This window comes from Roseovarius salis, from assembly GCF_044472985.1.
Taxonomy (GTDB): Bacteria; Pseudomonadota; Alphaproteobacteria; order Rhodobacterales; family Rhodobacteraceae; genus Roseovarius; species Roseovarius salis.
In genome coordinates this window covers 1-15585 of the sequence record NZ_JBISDG010000057.1, presented here as the reverse complement: position 1 = coordinate 15585, position 15585 = coordinate 1, and the positions used below count along the sequence as shown (strand labels likewise).

At 69.0% G+C, this 15585-nt stretch carries 18 protein-coding genes and 1 pseudogene; 12 read left to right on the top strand and 7 right to left on the bottom strand.

Features of this window, described 5'->3' with window-relative positions; all coding sequences use genetic code 11:
• On the bottom strand, positions 1-570 hold a 570-nt coding region (locus tag ACH13J_RS16900; protein ID WP_397544521.1), incomplete at its 3' end, for a prepilin peptidase.
• 120 nt (positions 571-690) lie between these two features.
• Between ACH13J_RS16900 and gspG the strand changes: the two genes are divergently transcribed.
• Genes gspG through gspM form a run of 7 tightly spaced genes read left to right on the top strand, consistent with a single transcriptional unit; the run spans position 691 to position 5427 of the window.
• Entirely contained in the window at positions 691-1170 is a 480-nt protein-coding gene (gene gspG / locus ACH13J_RS16895; RefSeq protein ID WP_397544520.1) for a type II secretion system major pseudopilin GspG, read from the top strand.
• On the top strand, positions 1155-1679 hold the full coding sequence (locus ACH13J_RS16890) for a prepilin-type N-terminal cleavage/methylation domain-containing protein (protein ID WP_397544519.1): 525 nt from the start codon (positions 1155-1157) through the stop codon (positions 1677-1679). Before gspG ends, ACH13J_RS16890 begins: the two co-directional genes overlap by 16 nt.
• Complete coding sequence (locus ACH13J_RS16885) at positions 1676-2059, top strand: prepilin-type N-terminal cleavage/methylation domain-containing protein (RefSeq protein ID WP_397544518.1); 384 nt, start codon at positions 1676-1678, stop codon at positions 2057-2059. The genes ACH13J_RS16890 and ACH13J_RS16885 overlap by 4 nt, the downstream gene beginning before the upstream one ends.
• Entirely contained in the window at positions 2056-2658 is a 603-nt protein-coding gene (locus ACH13J_RS16880) for a prepilin-type N-terminal cleavage/methylation domain-containing protein (protein WP_397544517.1), read from the top strand. The genes ACH13J_RS16885 and ACH13J_RS16880 overlap by 4 nt, the downstream gene beginning before the upstream one ends.
• 5 nt (positions 2659-2663) lie before the next feature.
• Positions 2664-3617 (top strand): type II secretion system minor pseudopilin GspK, encoded by a 954-nt coding sequence (gene gspK, locus ACH13J_RS16875; protein ID WP_397544516.1) that lies wholly within the window; start codon positions 2664-2666, stop codon positions 3615-3617.
• Positions 3614-4924 (top strand): type II secretion system protein GspL, encoded by a 1311-nt coding sequence (gene gspL / locus ACH13J_RS16870; RefSeq protein ID WP_397544515.1) that lies wholly within the window; start codon positions 3614-3616, stop codon positions 4922-4924. The genes gspK and gspL overlap by 4 nt, the downstream gene beginning before the upstream one ends.
• Positions 4921-5427: a type II secretion system protein GspM gene (gspM, locus tag ACH13J_RS16865; RefSeq protein ID WP_397544514.1), complete on the top strand. Its 507-nt coding sequence runs from the start codon at positions 4921-4923 to the stop codon at positions 5425-5427. The genes gspL and gspM overlap by 4 nt, the downstream gene beginning before the upstream one ends.
• A 13-nt stretch (positions 5428-5440) precedes the next feature.
• On the opposite strand, the gene ACH13J_RS16860 is transcribed toward gspM, so the two are convergent.
• The 3 genes from ACH13J_RS16860 to ACH13J_RS16850 form a co-directional block, all read right to left on the bottom strand.
• Positions 5441-6409 carry an Acg family FMN-binding oxidoreductase gene (locus ACH13J_RS16860; protein ID WP_397544513.1) on the bottom strand — a complete coding sequence of 323 codons (969 nt, stop codon included), beginning with the start codon at positions 6407-6409 and terminating at the stop codon, positions 5441-5443.
• Between the two features lie 91 nt (positions 6410-6500).
• The gene (locus tag ACH13J_RS16855) at positions 6501-7403 is read right to left on the bottom strand and encodes a peptidoglycan-binding protein (RefSeq protein WP_397544512.1); all 903 of its coding nucleotides are present in this window, start codon (positions 7401-7403) and stop codon (positions 6501-6503) included.
• 36 nt (positions 7404-7439) lie between these two features.
• Positions 7440-7829 (bottom strand): OB-fold nucleic acid binding domain-containing protein, encoded by a 390-nt coding sequence (locus tag ACH13J_RS16850; protein ID WP_397544511.1) that lies wholly within the window; start codon positions 7827-7829, stop codon positions 7440-7442.
• 129 nt (positions 7830-7958) lie between these two features.
• Between ACH13J_RS16850 and ACH13J_RS16845 the strand changes: the two genes are divergently transcribed.
• Together ACH13J_RS16845 and ACH13J_RS16840 are read left to right on the top strand one after the other, a co-directional pair.
• Entirely contained in the window at positions 7959-8282 is a 324-nt protein-coding gene (locus ACH13J_RS16845) for a 2Fe-2S iron-sulfur cluster-binding protein (protein ID WP_397544510.1), read from the top strand.
• Positions 8283-8284: 2 nt separating this feature from the next.
• Positions 8285-8989 carry an FG-GAP-like repeat-containing protein gene (locus ACH13J_RS16840; RefSeq protein WP_397544509.1) on the top strand — a complete coding sequence of 235 codons (705 nt, stop codon included), beginning with the start codon at positions 8285-8287 and terminating at the stop codon, positions 8987-8989.
• Between the two features lie 63 nt (positions 8990-9052).
• Here ACH13J_RS16840 and purD read toward each other — a convergent pair whose 3' ends face one another.
• Positions 9053-10336 (bottom strand): phosphoribosylamine--glycine ligase, encoded by a 1284-nt coding sequence (gene purD / locus ACH13J_RS16835; protein ID WP_397544508.1) that lies wholly within the window; start codon positions 10334-10336, stop codon positions 9053-9055.
• An 81-nt stretch (positions 10337-10417) separates the two neighbouring features.
• Between purD and xseA the strand changes: the two genes are divergently transcribed.
• Positions 10418-11908 carry an exodeoxyribonuclease VII large subunit gene (gene xseA / locus ACH13J_RS16830; RefSeq protein ID WP_397544507.1) on the top strand — a complete coding sequence of 497 codons (1491 nt, stop codon included), beginning with the start codon at positions 10418-10420 and terminating at the stop codon, positions 11906-11908.
• 61 nt (positions 11909-11969) lie between these two features.
• On the opposite strand, the gene ACH13J_RS16825 is transcribed toward xseA, so the two are convergent.
• Together ACH13J_RS16825 and ACH13J_RS16820 are read right to left on the bottom strand one after the other, a co-directional pair.
• The gene (locus ACH13J_RS16825) at positions 11970-12353 is read right to left on the bottom strand and encodes a hypothetical protein (RefSeq protein ID WP_397544506.1); all 384 of its coding nucleotides are present in this window, start codon (positions 12351-12353) and stop codon (positions 11970-11972) included.
• Complete coding sequence (locus tag ACH13J_RS16820) at positions 12283-13470, bottom strand: fatty acid desaturase (protein ID WP_397544505.1); 1188 nt, start codon at positions 13468-13470, stop codon at positions 12283-12285. The genes ACH13J_RS16825 and ACH13J_RS16820 overlap by 71 nt, the downstream gene beginning before the upstream one ends.
• Positions 13471-13621: 151 nt before the next feature.
• On the opposite strand from ACH13J_RS16820, the gene ACH13J_RS16815 reads away from it, so the two are divergent.
• Together ACH13J_RS16815 and ACH13J_RS16810 are read left to right on the top strand one after the other, a co-directional pair.
• Positions 13622-15307: an NAD(P)H-dependent oxidoreductase subunit E gene (locus ACH13J_RS16815; protein WP_397544504.1), complete on the top strand. Its 1686-nt coding sequence runs from the start codon at positions 13622-13624 to the stop codon at positions 15305-15307.
• Between the two features lie 73 nt (positions 15308-15380).
• Positions 15381-15585: pseudogene (locus ACH13J_RS16810) on the top strand (signal recognition particle-docking protein FtsY); the annotation flags it as partial.

The window sequence follows — 15585 nt, the reverse complement described above, 5'->3', positions numbered from 1 at the left end:
GCCGGCGCCCATGCCGTGGCGCCCGCGCAGCGCCCGGTATCCCAGCGACAGGGCGAGAAAGAGCCCGGCGGCGACCGCCGCGCCCGTCAGCGCCCGGCCGGCCGCGGCAAGGTCGGGGCGCATGGTCGCATCGGGAAAGGCTGCGACGGCAAACGCCAGAACCAGCAGCGCCGCGGTCAGATGATCCGGCAGGCGGAAATGGCGCATATCCGAGAGGATCAACGCCAAAAGGCACCACAATGCCGCCGCGCCCGCCAACCCGAGTCCGGCCCAGACCGCCAGGCCGCCGAGCGCCAGGCCGGCAATCTCGGCCTGCAGCAGCCAGCCCGGGATGGCCGCGCCGCAGCGCCCGCACCGCCCGCGCAGCAGCAGGAAGGACAGGATCGGGGCGAGCTCCCACCAGCGCAAAGCGCGGCCGCACGCACGGCAGCGCGACCGGGACAGCACGACCGGGCGGCCGCGTGGCAGCCGGTCTGCCAGCAGCGCCGCGAAGGAGCCGCACGGCGCGCCAAGGAGCACGATCAGAACGTCCATGACCGGGCCCGGGCCTGACAAGAGATGCTGTTCCATTGACGCGCCTCCGTCGCGGCCATTTCGCCCGCGGCCGCGGCGCCCAGTGCGCGCTTGCCGCCCGTCGGGTCTTTGTATATCGTTCCACCCAACTGGACTACCGTGCGATAAGACCCTCCCATGGCATCATCAACCCCTCTTGGACACGTCCGCCGACCCTGCAGCGCGCGCGGTCCGATCCCGCCGCGCGGCTTTTCCCTCATCGAACTGATGGTGGTCGTCGTGATCCTGTCGATCCTCGCGGTCGTGATCGTCCCGCGGGTGATCGACCGGCCCGACCAGGCGCGCGTGGCGCGGGCGAAATCCGACATCGCGGCCATCGAATCCGCCCTGTCGCTCTACCGTCTGGACAATCAACGCTATCCCACCACCGAGCAGGGCTTGCAGGCGCTGGCCGAAATGCCCACCCGTGAGCCGGTTCCGGAAAACTGGGCAGAGGGCGGATACATCGCCCGCATTCCAGAGGACCCGTGGGGGAATGCCTATCAATACCTTCAGCCGGGCGTGCACGGCGATTTTGACCTGTTCAGCCATGGCGCGGACGGACGGCCTGGCGGGTCCGGGGTGAACGCAGACATCGGCAATTGGCAAGAAGACTGACCAGCGTTTCAGGATGTGCGCCGGCGGCGCGGGGTTTCACGCTGATCGAACTCGTGGTCGTGGTCACGATCGTCTCCGTGCTGTCGGTGGGGGTGCTGCTCGGGGTCGGGGGCGGTAGCCGGCTCATGCCGGGGACACAGGCGGGAGACGTGCAACGGCACGGTGACGCGCTCGGGCTTTTGTTGGAACGCGGCCGGGATACCGCGCTCTTCCGCCGTCAGCCCGCCGGTCTGCAGCCGCTCAGGTCCGGGTGGGTGCTGGTGGGCTACGACGCGCGCACCGAGGGCTGGACCCATCTCCAGCCCGTACACCAGACCGGCGCGGCCGCGGAATGGACCGTGGCGGGGCGCGCGTACCCCGCCCCCGCCACGCAGCCCGGGACGGCCCCGCCCATCCGGATACGCGCCGACGGTGGCGTCACGCCGTTCTCGCTTCGGCTCGGCGCGGCGGGCAGCCGCCTGACATGCCGGGTTGACGGCGCGTCGGCCTTGCGGTGCGGCATACCGTGAGACGCGCGCCCCCCCCCGATCGCGCCAGGGCGCGCGGCTTTTCCCTCGTGGAGCTCGTGGTGGCCGTCGTCATCCTCGCGATCGCCACGCTGGCCGCCCTGCGCAGTTTCGACCAGGCGCAGCGCGGCATCGGCCAACAGCTTGCCCGCGGACTGGCCCACCAGGTCGCCCTCAACCGTGCCGAGGAGTTGCGACTGAACGGGCTGTCGGCGGGCCGTGGATTGCCGGATAGTGTCGAGATGGGCCGGCGAAACTGGACCGTCACCCTTGACGAGGCCGCGACGCAGGGCGCGCTGGTCGAGGTCACCATCAGGGTGAGCGCGCAAGGCACACCCGGATCACGGCTCGTGGTTTTCGTCCCGCCGGAGGTGCGTCGATGAGGCCGCGCCCGTCCCGCCCCGGGCCACGTGGCTTCACCTTGCTGGAGCTGGTGGTGGCCATGGCCCTTTTCGCCCTCGTGTCGGTGATGGCGCTGCAGGCCCTGAGCGGCGCGTTGCACCAGCGTCAGGTGCTGGAACGCGTCGACGCTCGAGATGCCGAGATCCTGCGGACGCTCACCCTGCTGCGGCGCGATTTGAAACATCTCGTGCCCCTGGGGTTCCAGTCGCCCCTGGGCGAGATCGAGAACGCCTTTGCCCCCGCGCCGGACCGGCTCGGGCTTACGCTCGGCGGCCAGCCAGGGGGGAACGGGGAAGATGCGCAGGCATCGCCCGGCGCCGGGTTCCGGCGGGTTGTGTGGCAACTCGATCCCGAGGCCGGGACGCTGTCGCGCCGGGTCTGGCCGGTGCTCAATCCGCGCGACCCCGAACAGCTCGGCCCTGAGCGCGTGCACCTGACCGGGGTGCGCGCGATGCGCATCCTGCCAGAACCCCAGCCCGATGGTGACCCGTTGCTCGTCAACAGCCTGCCACGCCAGATCGAGGTCGAGCTGCAGACCGACCGTGCCGGGCCCCTGCGGGTCGTGGTGACGCCGTGGTGAGGCGCGTGGCCGGCCCCCCGCCACGGGGCGTTGCGCTGGTCAACGCGCTGGTCGTGGTGGCCGCGCTGTCGGCCGTGGCGGTGGCCCTGATGCAGCGCGCCGAGCGGGCGCAGCAGAGGCTTGACGACCTGTTTCCGGCGGATCAGGCCGAGATGTATCTGGACGCCGCCACGTTCCAGGTCCAGCAGCTCTTGCAATTTCCCGTTCCCACCGAAGACTCCGGCCGCCCGCCTGTTCACCTGGAGCAGGCCTGGGCCGAACCCGTCCGCGGCGAACCGATTGACCGCGGGCAGGTCGGCTGGCAGATCGCGGACCTGCAGGGGCGGTTCAACCTTGCATGGTTGCAGATCGAGCCGCAGGAGGAGGATGACGGCCAGCAGGCTCTCGTCACCGAGATCCGCGCGGCTTTCGGGCGACTGGTGCAGGACGCGGGGTTGACCCAGTTCCAGCTGCGCCGTCTCGAGCAGGCGCTGATCCCGGGCCTGGGGCAGCGCTTTTCGGCGTATGGCCGGGCAACGCGCCCGCCGCCGCTGCCGCCCTTCGATGTCGAGGAGCTGTTGCTGGTGCAGGGGATCGACGAGGAGGCCCTCGGCCGGTTGCGCCCCGTGGTCAGCGCCCTGCCGAACCAGTCCGCCGGCCTGAACATGAACACCGTCAGCGCGGAGGTGCTGGCGGCCCTGTTGCCCCGCCAGAGCCCCGGCGCGCTGGAGACCCGGCTGTCCTCGGTTCGGCCGTTCGAGGATACCGAAAGCGCCATGGGCTGGGTCGAGCAGACGGCAGGGGCCGAGGCCGTGGCGCTTCTGCAGGGGCTTGGTGCTGATGTCGGGTCTGATTGGTTCGAGGCTCGCATCGAGGCGCGGATCGATGAACTTCTGTTGTCGCGAAGGGTTGTATTGCAGGCCGCAGGCGCCGAAGATTGCTGCATGATCCGTTCCGTCCTGCCGGAGACCGAGCCATGACATCAGCCGCGCGCACGGCCCGCAGCCCGCTGTCGGGCCCCTTGCCGGCGCTTGCTGGCCGCGTCCGCCGGCAGGGCAGGGCGCAATTGCCGGTATGGCCCGTGGAAGGCGCGGAGCCGCCGCCCAAGGGTCGGTTCGTCGCGACCGTTCCCGGTGCCGATGTCCCGTTGGTCACGGTCGACCTGCCCCCCGGCCTGCGCGGACCCGCGCGCGAGACGGTCGCGCGCCGGCAACTGGTCGACCGTCTCGGGCTTGACCTGTCGGAGGTCGAATTGCGCCCCGCGCCTCTGGCGGGGGAGGGGGCGCTTTGGTCGGCGATGCTGATGCTGCGCCGCGATGACTTGGCCGCCTGGCGCCAACGGCTGGTGCCGCACGGCAAGGCGGTGCAGGCCATATTGCCTGATTACCTTGCCCTGCCCGCCAGCCCCGATGTCTGGACCGTGCAGACACGGCAGGGCGCGGCACCCTCGGTACAGGTTCGGCTCGGTCCGGCGGATGGGTTCAGTACCGAGCCCGGGCTTGCCGGCCTGGCGCTTGGCCGCGCGTTGGAGGACGAGGCCCGCGAGACGCCCAAGGCCGTGCTGCGGCTCGGGCCGGCGCTGCCGGAGCTCGACGCGGCGCTGGACGAGGCGTTGCAGGCGCGGCCCGACATCGTCCGCGCCGAAAGCCCCGAGGCATTGCCGCGCGACGTCACGCGCCCGCAGGCGTTCGCCCACGGCGAGCTGGCGCTCGATCTGGCCCGGCCGTTGCAAGACCCGCGCCGCGATTTGGAGGCGCGGCTGCGCGGGGCGGTTCTGCCGGTCGTGCTCCTGTTGCTTGCGGCGGGCATCTGGGCAGGCGCGGGGGTGATCGAGATCCGCGAGCTGCGCGAACAGGTCCGAAGCGTGCAGGAGCGCAACATCGCGCTGGTGCGCGACGCGTTCCTGCCGACCGGGCCGCTGCCGGATGTGCGCATGCAGGTGTCCCGCCTGATCGAGGAACGCCGTGCCGCGCTGGCCGCGCCCGAGACCGAGCCGGACCGGCCGCTGCGCCGGGCCAAGCAGGTGAGCGCCGTTTTGGCCGAGCCGGGTGGGGCGCGTCTGGAGCAGCTGGTGATGCAGCCCGACGGACGCATCCGGCTGGAGTTGCAACTGCCCGACTTCGGGGCGCTGGAAACACTCGTCGGACGATTGCGCGCGGCCGGGCTGGCGGTTGACCGTGGCCGCTCGGCCAGCGCGGAAACAGGGGCAGTCGTATCCACGCTCACGATCCTGCCGGAGCAACCTGACGAGCCCGGCCCCGGCGGCGCGGAAGGAGACCGGCCATGATAAGCGCCTTGAGCGATATGCTGGTCGCGCGCAGCCGTCGGGAGCGCTGGCTTATGGCGTTGCTTGTCCTCGTGGCGCTGCCATTCGGCTATGTCTATGGCGTGGTGTTGCCGCTGAACGCGCAGTACGAACGGGTCCAGGCCGAGCTCGAGGATGCCGTCGCGCTGGAACGCTGGCTGCTGGAGCGTCGCGCGGAACTGGAGAGCCTGCCCCCGTTACCCGAGAACAGCCCCGGCGAAAGCAACGGCACGCGCCCCGTTCCGGGCCTGGGCGGGATCGAGGAGCGCCTGCGCGCGGCCGGTCTTGACGACTCTCTCGACCAGCTGGCCAGTGCCGAGGGCGAGGGGATCGAGCTGAAGCTGGACGATGCGATCTTTACCGATCTGATGCGCTGGCTTGACGCGCTGGAGTCGGAGACAGGCTATCGCGTGGAACGCCTGGCGTTGCAGCGCGCGGACCGCCCCGGCCGGGTGGAGGCCGACATGCTGTTGCGTCCGCGCTAGGCCGAGAGGCGGGTCAGGCCGGCTCGTCGCCATCGGCCCCGGCCAGGACATCCTCGACCGGACGGCGCGGAGAGGGCTTCAAACGGTCCGCGCTGTATCCCATGCGAAGCAGTATCTGGGGGGCTCCGTCCTGCCCCGTCAGCGATGCCAACTCTGGCCGCAGCCCGTCCACTTGCACCGGCTGGTTGAGATAAGATGCCTGCAGCCCCATCCCGACGCCGCTCAGCAACAGTCGCTGCAGGGCCTGTCCCGCCGCGATCCGGTCGTGCACGGTATCGCCGCGGGTGCCAAGAACAGCCAGCAGGGGTGACCCCTCGGCAAGCTGCGAGTCGTGCGCGGCCACGCCGCCGCCCATGTCGAAGCTGCGCACGACCAGGCGCGCGGCGGGCAGCGCAAGCCATGGCAGGCTGATCCCGTCGCCCCGGCGACGCGGATGCATCCACTGGGCCAACTCGCGCCGCCAGCTTGGATTGTCCCACAGGGCCGCGTCGCCCCGCGCAACGAGCGCCGCGGCATCGGACCGGGCCTCGCCAGAGGTGAGCGGCACGAACCAAGCACCCTCGGCGGTGGCTGCGTCGATCAACGCGGCAAGGTCCTGCGCGTCGATCGCGCGGTCATCGAAGCTGCTGCGCAGTGTCTGCCGCATGTCGATGAACGAGGCGAGACGGGCAAGCGCGGGGTCCGCCGCGCTGCCAAGGTCCAGCCGCGCCAGGAGATCCTCCTCGTCCGGGTCCGGCAGGAGGGCGGCTTCGCTGCCGAGGTTTTCCGCCGCGGCGGCCACCCGCAGCGACATCAGCGCGCAGCCGCAACTGATCGTGAGTTCCCGGTCGTCGGGGTCGTTGACCGGCAGGGCGCGCGTGCGATCCGCCCAGAGCTCTATCCAGTCCTTGCCGAAGCGGAACAGCCACGGCTGGGTGTTGTGACTTGACGGGGCGCGCACGGCGCGACTGAAAATGCGTTCCAGCGTTGCGGTCTCTGGCATGGCGTGGCCCTTCCTTGCTGTCGCGTCGTGACAGAACATAGGGCCGCCATCCGGCAAGTGCCTTGAGCGGTGTCAAACCGGCCTGCCGGTCCTAGTAGGTCTCGGACGATATCGGCAGCGGCCTGGAGGCGGGCTGGTCGGCGGCCTTCTCGGCCGCGAGTGCCGCATCCAGTTCGGCGGCGCGCCTCGATGCCCCGGTCTGCGCGGCCGGCGCGTCTGCGAGGTCAGTGGCCGGTGCCGGCCTGGCATCCCCGTTTCGTGGCGTTTCGGTTCTGCCTGCCGCCGCGTCCGGGCTGGATTTACGCCGGCCCGCGCTCGCGGCGGCGGCATCGGGCCTGGCCGCCTTCTCCGCTGCCGTGCCCGATTGCCCTTCCGGCCGGGGGTGCATTTGCCGTTCGTCGGCCATTTGCTCGGGGCGCAGGAGGGATGTTTGCCGCCCACGTGGCCGAAGCTGCACCGTTTCGCCCTCCGGCGCGTCGGAGCTTTCAACTGTAACCAGCCCCATCTGCCGCGCGGCGGCGAGCGAGATCATCGCTGAATCAAGGCCCTGCGGCTTCTGGTAGGCGCGTATGGCCGCGCGCGTGCGGCGGTCCATCCGCCCGGTGACGGGACCGCGGTAATGACCACGCGCCTTGAGGGCCCGTTGCAGCGAGGCATTGAATTGCGGCGTCAGCTGGTCCTCGCAGGGGGTTTCGAACCAAGTGTCCTTGCGCGGCTTGACGATCTTCTGGCGCGTCTCGGTCTTGTAGGCCGCGGGTTCGGTCACGGTACCGTCATCGCGGACCTGCGCGGGCTGCAGCATGACCTGTTCGGTCACCGTCTCGATCACCGCCGGTGTTTCGTCCTTGCCCCAACAGGTGCCCGGCGCGGCCCATGGCGGGGCCTTGTCGCGGGTGCTCATCCGCTCGGGCGGGGCCAGGTCGGGCAGGGAGGTCTGGCAGCCGCCAAGCGACAGGGCGGCCAGCAACGCGGCGATGACAGGTCCGGTTTTCATGCTCGATGCCTCGAGGGCGCTTGTTTTAGGAGGAGTTTAGCCGTTTTCGCCCGGCCTGGAAAGCGCTGCGTCGGGCTCTGCCAGTCGGTCCAGCAGGGGCGATATGTCCTCGATCCGCTCGGCGATGACATGCACGACGCCCGCCTCGCGCTGCACCCGGCCCGTGACCCGCAAAAGCCGCCCGGCGATAACCGCCCGCCGGAACCGTTCGTACAGCTTGCGCCAGACCACCACGTTCACCACGCCGGTCTCGTCCTCGAGCGTGAGAAATATCACCCCCTTGGCGGTCCCCGGTCGCTGGCGCAGGATCACCAGCCCGGCCACGGCCACGCGCGCGCCCTCGGGCGGCTCGCCCAGCCGTGCGGCCACGAGCGCCGCGGGTGGGCGCGGCCAGTCGCCGTGCGGGGCAGGGTGGCAGCACGTCATGAGAACAAGAGTAGAACAAACGGGATTCGCCGCAACTCTTTTCCGGCGCTATCGCAAATGGGGCTGGCATGCCCTAGATGGCTTGACTAGGACATTGCCGGAATTCAGACGCGAGGGGAGACCGCATTCATGGCGAAAATCACCTATATCGAGCACAACGGGAAAGAGCACGTGGTCGAGGTGGCCAACGGCTTGACCGTGATGGAGGGCGCGCGCGACAACAACATCCCCGGAATCGAGGCCGATTGCGGCGGCGCCTGCGCCTGCTCCACCTGTCACGTCTACGTCGATCCCGCATGGGTGGACAAGCTGCCCGAGAAGGACGACATGGAAGAGGACATGCTCGATTTCGCCTACGAGCCCGATCCGGAACGCTCGCGCCTGACCTGCCAGCTCAAGGTGACAGACGCGCTCGACGGTCTCGTGGTGCAGATGCCGGAAAAACAGATCTGAGGATGCGTCGCGCGCCGGTCATCGCTTGCCTTGCGATGATCCTCTCGGCGGGCGCGGCCGCCTCGGGCATCGTGGGGGCGCGATACGATGCCCCCACCACGCGCTACGCGCACGGTGTCCTCGGCGACGCGGTGGAGTGGGGCGCCCTCGTGCTGACGCTTTCGGATGGCGGCACGCGCCGGCTCATCCTGCCGCGGTCCCGCGTGTTCGAGGACACGGCGCCGCGCCTGGCGGATGTTGATGGCGATGGCGACGACGAGGTGATCGTCGTCGAAACGAGCTTGGCGCGCGGGGCAAGGCTGGCGATCTACGATGACGCCGGGCTGGTGGCGGCGACCCCGCATACAGGCCGGCCGAACCGCTGGCTCGCGCCGGTCGGGGTGGCCGATCTCGACGGTGACGGGCACGTGGAGCTGGCCTATGTGGACCGCCCGCACCTGGCGCGGGTCCTGCGCGTCTGGCGCTACCGGAACGGGGCGCTGTACCCCGTGGCAGATCTGCCCGGCGTCACGAATCATCGGATTGGCTGGGATTTCATCCCCGGCGGGTTGCGCGACTGCGGGCAGGGGCCCGAGATGATCGTCGCCAGCGCCGACTGGGCGCGTGTCGTGGCGGCCACCTTCGCGGGCGGGGGACGTATCATGACCCGCACGATCACTGCATACGAAGGCCCAAGCAGCCTCGACGCCGCCCGCGCCTGCCCGTGATCTTCATCTTGCCCGAAATACTCCGGGGGTGCGGGGGCAGCGCCCCCGCCCCGCCGGATCGCGTCAGCGATCCGGTCCGCCCGGTTGCAGCGCCCGCCACCCGATGTCGCGACGGTACACCCCCTCGGGCCAGTCGATCCTGTCGATCATGGCATAGACGCGGTCGGCGGCCTGCTGCAGCGTCGCGCCGCGCGCCGTGACGTTCAGCACCCGCCCGCCGGCTGCGGTGATGCGGCCGTCGCGCTCGGCCGTGCCGGCGTGGAAGACCATGTGGAAACTGTCTTCGGGAATGTCGTCGAGCCCCCTGATGATGCTTCCCTTCTCGTAATCGCCGGGATAGCCCGCGGCGGCCATCACCACCGTTATCGCATGATCGTCGCTCCAGTTGGCGCGCGCACCCGCCAGCCGTCCCCCGGCCGCTGCATGCATCAGGTCCAGCGCCTGCGCGCCCAGGCGCATCATCAGCACCTGCGCCTCGGGGTCGCCGAAGCGCACGTTGTATTCCACCAGCCGCGGGCGCCCCTCGTCGATCATCAGCCCGGCGTAGAGAACCCCTTGGTAGGGCGTGCCGCGCGCCGCCATTTCCCTGAGGGTCGGTTTCACGATCTCGTCGAGCGCGCGGTCGGCGATCTCCGGTGTCATCACGGGAGCCGGGGAATAGGCGCCCATGCCGCCGGTATTCGGGCCGGTATCTCCCTCGCCGATACGCTTGTGATCCTGCGCCGTGCCGATGGGCAGGGCGTGCTCGCCGTCGCACAGCACGAAGAAGGACGCCTCCTCCCCGGTCATGAACTCCTCGATCACCACCTCGGCGCCCGCCGCGCCGAAGGCGCCCGCGAACATCTCGTCGATGGCGGCGTTTGCCTCTTCGGCCGTTTCGGCGACCACGACCCCCTTGCCCGCGGCAAGGCCGTCTGCCTTGACCACGATCGGCATACCATGCGCGGCGACATGCGCCTTGGCCGCCGCGGCGTCGGTGAAATGCGCATATGCGGCCGTGGGGGCGCCGGCGGCGCTGCAAATCTCCTTGGTGAATCTTTTCGACGCCTCCAGCCGCGCCGCCGCGCGGGACGGGCCGAACACCAGCAGGCCGGCTTCGCGCAAGCGATCGGCGACCCCTGCCGCCAGCGGGGCCTCGGGCCCTATGATGACGAATTCGATCGCGTTGCCCTCGCAGAAGTTCACCACCGCCGCACCGTCCTCGATGTCGAGGCTGGCGCACTCCGCGATCTCGGCAATCCCGGCGTTGCCCGGTGCCACGATCAGCTTGTCACACTTGGGATTCTGCATCACCGCCCATGCAAGCGCGTGTTCCCGCCCGCCGCCGCCGAGAATGAGTATGTTCATCTGCCGCCGCTCCGCTTGGCCTAGTGTCGCGCGCGTTCTAAGGTGGGCGCGACGCAGAGACAAGCCACGCAGAGAGGTTCCATGTCCGACCTGATCGACGATCCGGCCCCCGGCGAGAACGCACCGGAATTCACGGTTTCCGAACTGTCGGGCGCGGTCAAGCGGGTGATCGAGGGGGAGTTCGGCTTCGTCCGGGTGCGCGGCGAGGTCGGGCGCGTGTCGCGCCCCCGGTCAGGGCATGTGTATCTCGATCTCAAGGATGACCGCGCAGTGCTGTCGGGGGTGATCTGGAAGGGCGTCGCGGCGCGGCTTTCGGTCCAGCCCGAGGAGGGGATGGAGGTCGTCGCGACCGGCCGGATGACGACCTTCGCCGGGCAGTCGCGCTACCAGATCGTGATCGACGATATCAAGCCGGCCGGCATGGGTGCGCTCATGGCGCTGCTGGAAAAACGCAAGAAGGCATTGGCGGCAGAGGGGCTGTTCGCGCCGGAGCGCAAGAAGGAACGCCCCTTTCTTCCTGAAATCATCGGGGTAATCACCTCTCCGTCCGGGGCTGTTATCCGCGATATCCTGCATCGCCTGCGCGATCGGTTCCCGCGCAAGGTGCTGATCTGGCCCGTGGCGGTACAGGGCGAGTCCTGCGCGCCCGAGGTGACCCGCGCGATCGAGGGGTTCAACCGGTTCACACCCGGTGGCGCGCTGCCCCGGCCGGATCTGCTGATCGTGGCGCGTGGCGGGGGATCGGTCGAGGACCTGTGGGGCTTCAACGAGGAATCGGTTGTCCGCGCGGCCGCGGCGTCGCGAATTCCGCTGATATCGGCGGTCGGGCACGAAACCGACACCACGCTGATCGACTTCGCCGCGGATGTGCGGGCGCCCACGCCGACGGCGGCGGCGGAGCTGGCCGTGCCGGTCAGGCTGGAGCTTCTTGCGTGGCTGGACAACCAGGAGTCGCGGCTGACCCATGCGCTCAGCAAGGGTGTGACGGACCGTCACCAGCGCCTGCGCGATCTGGCGCGGGCGCTGCCGCGCGCGGAGACCCTCCTCGATTCGCCCCGCCAGCGCGTGGATGCCTGGGCCGAACGGCTGCCCAATGCCCTGACGCGGTCGGTTCAGCTGCGGCGCGTGCGGCTTTATGAAAGCACCGGCGCCTTGCGTCCCGGGTTGTTGCGCCGTGCATGGGAAAGCGATCGGCGGCGGCTGGACAATGCTGCGTCCCGCTTGGCGGCCGGCGCGCTTCAACGCGACGTGGAGCGCAAGGCACAGGACATGCGGGCGCTGTCGCGGCGCCTGTCGGATGCCGCCGCGCGGCAGGTCACACGTTGGCACGAGCAGATCGAGGCAATGGAGCGTTTGCGCCGGACGGTCGGCTACGAGGCCACGCTGCGGCGTGGATACGCCGTCGTCCGGGGCGACGGGGACGTGGTGACCACGCGGGCCGCGGCACAATCCGCCGCCGCGCTGGAGATCGAGTTCGCCGATGGCCGGTTGCCGGTGGGACGGCCCGGCAAACCGCCGGCGAAACCGCAAAAGGCGTCAGGCAGCGATGGCAGTCAGGGCTCGTTGTTCTGAAACGGAAAGAGTTTCCGGGGAGCGAACCGGATTTCGCATCCCGAATGTTCGGTTTCTTAAGTCATACGCCGACTTCGGGCCCCGGGCAGCTCAGCGGCTCATCGGTTTGATGCACCTCGTAGAGCTCGGTCTGCGCAGGATCGTTCTCGAAGCGTGCGATCATCCCGTCCGGCGCGCGCCGGAAGCTCCAGCATTGCGGGTCCGGCTGGTTGTCGTAGACAAAGCAGATCAGCCCGTCATCCTCGTACCAGATCCCCTCCTGGCATTCGCCGTCAAGGAACGTCCAGCGCACCCGGCGGTTGGACAGGTATTCCTCTGCGCCGTATGGCGCCCCGGAGGAGCCGTAATAGAACGTCTTTCCGCGTGTATAGGCATCAAATTCCGCGGCGCTCATCCCGCCGCTGGCGGCCAGCGCCGGGGAGGCGATGAGCAGGCTGGCTATCATGCAGGGCAGTTTCATGGTTCGAGTGTGACAGATGCACGCGCGGCAGGCCAGACGCATTCTCCAAAGGGGGCGTGTTCCGCGGCCCGCCGCCGCGTGACGCCGCCACCCATCGTTCACAGCGCGGGTCCATGATCCGGAACCAAAGCGGCGGCACCAGCGCGACGGCGGCCATCACCGGCAACGGGCGCGGCAGGCAGGGCATTGCCCCCGGATCGAGCTGCAGCGCGGGGTAGAGCCGCGAGGGGGTGACATGATGGTCTGAGTGGCGTGGCGCGTTCAGCATCAGCGCGGAGGAAAAAACGTGCGGTGCGTTCCACGAATGCTGTGGGCCCACCGGCTCGGCCCGGCCATCCGCGAGAGTCCGGCGGCGCAAGCCGTAATGCTGCACGTAGTCCGACATCAGGATCTGGACCTGCGCGTAAACGGCCATGGCCAACAGCGCGGCGATCCCCGCCCATCCGGCGATGACGTGGGCTGTCAGCAGTGTCAGCGCGCCGCCGCCCAGATACAAGGCGTATGGGTGCGTCAGGACGGGCCGACTCCGGCCGGAGCGGCGGCGGTTTTCCGCGACGAGCCCCGCACGGAACGCCTCGCGCGTCGCGCGCCAAGCGAAGCGGTAGAAGCTCTCTCCGCGCGGGGCGCTGTTGGGATCGGCGTCGCTGCCGACATGCACGTGGTGCACAAGAAGATGGGCGCTGGCGTGATGTCCCACGAGCAGGGTGGTATAGATCCATTTGCCCAGCAGGCGCAGGCGGCGGGACGGCTTGTGAATCAGTTCATGTGCGACGGGATGCGAGATCTGGCCGAAAAACATGCCGGCGGCGACGGTCACGGCGATGCGCTCGGCCGTCGCCAGCCCGCTTGGCCCGGCCACCGACCATACCGCGACAGCCAGAAGCGCGAAATGGGCGATACCAAGGGCGACCAGCAGGGCGGTTGCGGCGGGAAATTCCGCGTCCGGATCCGCGTTGCGCGCCTCGGCGGCGATCAGGCGGTCCATGATCGCCACCAACAGGATGAGATATCCAAGGGCAAGCCAAACCCAGACGCCACCCTGCAGCGCGGCCAGCGTGATCAGCAGGAACGGGATGGCCGTTGCAATGGCGAAGCGCAGCACCCAAGCCTCCTTCCGCCCCTCCAGCACGGATGATGTATACCGTTGCCGGGCCGCCCGGCAACGTTTCCGTTCAAGCATTTGTCGTTTTTGGTCTCGCGTTGCGGCCGGGCAACCGGATAGGGTGCCGCTGACAGGCGACAGGGGAAGATGCATGGCACTCGATCAGGGCAAGGGGGTCTGGAAATCCGGCAAGGGCAAGGGGCGGCGCACGCCCAAGGGGCGCCAGCTGGAAGATCAGCCGTGCGAGGAGGTGCGCGCCCTCCTGGGCGATCGTCCGCGCCGGCGCGATCACCTGATCGAGTTCTTGCACCTCATACAGGATGAATACGGTCACCTGTCAGCGGGGCACCTGCGGGCACTGGCCGAGGAAATGCGGATTTCACAGGCCGAGGTGTACGAGGTGGCCACCTTCTACGCGCATTTCGACGTGGTGAAAGAGGGCGAGACGCCGCCGCCGGCGCTGACGATCCGGGTCTGTGATTCGCTCAGCTGCGAGCTGGCGGGCGCTCAGCAGCTCAAGGCGGCGCTGGAGGACGGTTTCGATCCCGCCGAGGTCCGCGTGCTGCGTGCGCCGTGCATGGGCCGCTGCGACACCGCGCCGGTTCTGGAAATCGGGCACAACCATATCGACCACGCCACGCCCGAAAAGGTGCGCGAGGCGATCGCGGCGGGTGATACCCACGCACATATACCGGAATATCAAGAGCTTGCGGACTACATTGAAAGTGGCGGCTACGGCACGCTGAAAGAGCTGCGAGACGGCGGCGATTTCGAGACCGTGCAGCAGGAACTGCTGGAGGCCGGGGTGCGCGGTCTTGGGGGTGCGGGTTTCCCGTCAGGCAAGAAATGGGGCTTCGTGCGGGCCGAGCCGGGGCCGCGCTATCTTGCCGTGAACGGTGACGAGGGGGAGCCGGGCACGTTCAAGGATCGCTTCTATCTCGAACGGGAACCCCATGTTTTCCTTGAGGGAATGTTGATTGCAGGCTGGGCCGTGGAGGCCGAGACCTGCTTCATCTACATGCGTGACGAGTATCCGGCGGTGCTGGAAATACTGCGTCGCGAGATCGCCGCGCTCGAGCAGGCCGGCATCGTCGCCCCCGGTCATATCGAGCTGCGCCGCGGCGCCGGCGCCTATATCTGCGGCGAGGAATCGGCAATGATCGAATCGATCGAGGGCAAGCGCGGCCTGCCGCGGCACCGTCCTCCCTTCGTCGCCCAGATCGGCGTTTACAACCGGCCGACGCTCGTCAACAACGTCGAGACGCTTTACTGGGTGACGCGCGTTCTGCGCGAGGGCAAGGAAATCCTGGCCGGCGTCGAGAAGAACGGGCGCAAGGGGCTGCGCTCATACTCGGTTTCCGGCCGGGTGAAGCAGCCCGGCGTGCATCTGCTGCCGTCGGGGTCGACCATACGCGACGTGATCGATGCCGCCGGCGGAATGCTCGACGGGCACGAGTTCAAGGCCTACCAGCCGGGCGGTCCCTCCTCGGGGTTGTTGCCGGCCTCTCTCGATGACGTGCCGCTCGATTTCGACATGTTGCAGGAGCACGGCACGTTCATCGGCTCGGCTGCCGTGGTCGTGCTGTCGGATCACGATTCGGCCCGGGCCGCGGCGCTCAACATGCTGCGGTTCTTCGAGGATGAGAGCTGTGGCCAGTGCACGCCGTGCCGGGTCGGCTGCGAAAAGGCGGTGAAGCTGATGCAGGCCGACCAGTGGGACCAGCCGTTGCTCGAAGAGCTGTGCGAGGCCATGATGGATGCCTCGATCTGCGGGCTGGGACAGGCGGCGCCCAATCCCATAAGGCTGACCATGAAGCATTTCCCCGACGAGGTCTGAGCCCGCGCACCGGGCGGGCCTTCCATCTTCCGGGCAATCCGATTAGGTGGTGTCGGTCAGATCCGGAGGGCGCATGGCGTTTTTCTCGAAACTCAAGGAACGGCTCTTCAAATCGTCGTCGAAGCTGGAAGAGGGGCTCGACGCGATCGTGGAAGAAGGGGCGGATCAGCAGGCCCCCCCCGAGACCGCCAGCGGCGCCGACGCCCCCGCGCCGGAGGCGCAGCCCGCGCCGCATCCCGAACCGTCGGCGCAGCCCGAGGTCGCGCCGGAAGCCACGC

What these genes read in the sequence shown, in the direction of transcription:
- gspL (WP_397544515.1), top strand. Translation starts at nt 3,614, where the DNA reads ATGACATCAGCCGCGCGCACGGCCCGCAGCCCGCTGTCGGGCCCCTTG.
- ACH13J_RS16860 (WP_397544513.1), bottom strand. Translation starts at nt 6,409, where the DNA reads ATGCCAGAGACCGCAACGCTGGAACGCATTTTCAGTCGCGCCGTGCGC.
- xseA (WP_397544507.1), top strand. Translation starts at nt 10,418, where the DNA reads ATGTCCGACCTGATCGACGATCCGGCCCCCGGCGAGAACGCACCGGAA.
- ACH13J_RS16855 (WP_397544512.1), bottom strand. Translation starts at nt 7,403, where the DNA reads ATGAAAACCGGACCTGTCATCGCCGCGTTGCTGGCCGCCCTGTCGCTT.
- ACH13J_RS16840 (WP_397544509.1), top strand. Translation starts at nt 8,285, where the DNA reads ATGCGTCGCGCGCCGGTCATCGCTTGCCTTGCGATGATCCTCTCGGCG.
- ACH13J_RS16850 (WP_397544511.1), bottom strand. Translation starts at nt 7,829, where the DNA reads ATGACGTGCTGCCACCCTGCCCCGCACGGCGACTGGCCGCGCCCACCC.
- purD (WP_397544508.1), bottom strand. Translation starts at nt 10,336, where the DNA reads ATGAACATACTCATTCTCGGCGGCGGCGGGCGGGAACACGCGCTTGCA.
- gspM (WP_397544514.1), top strand. Translation starts at nt 4,921, where the DNA reads ATGATAAGCGCCTTGAGCGATATGCTGGTCGCGCGCAGCCGTCGGGAG.
- ACH13J_RS16815 (WP_397544504.1), top strand. Translation starts at nt 13,622, where the DNA reads ATGGCACTCGATCAGGGCAAGGGGGTCTGGAAATCCGGCAAGGGCAAG.
- ACH13J_RS16845 (WP_397544510.1), top strand. Translation starts at nt 7,959, where the DNA reads ATGGCGAAAATCACCTATATCGAGCACAACGGGAAAGAGCACGTGGTC.
- gspG (WP_397544520.1), top strand. Translation starts at nt 691, where the DNA reads ATGGCATCATCAACCCCTCTTGGACACGTCCGCCGACCCTGCAGCGCG.
- ACH13J_RS16880 (WP_397544517.1), top strand. Translation starts at nt 2,056, where the DNA reads ATGAGGCCGCGCCCGTCCCGCCCCGGGCCACGTGGCTTCACCTTGCTG.
- ACH13J_RS16825 (WP_397544506.1), bottom strand. Translation starts at nt 12,353, where the DNA reads ATGATAGCCAGCCTGCTCATCGCCTCCCCGGCGCTGGCCGCCAGCGGC.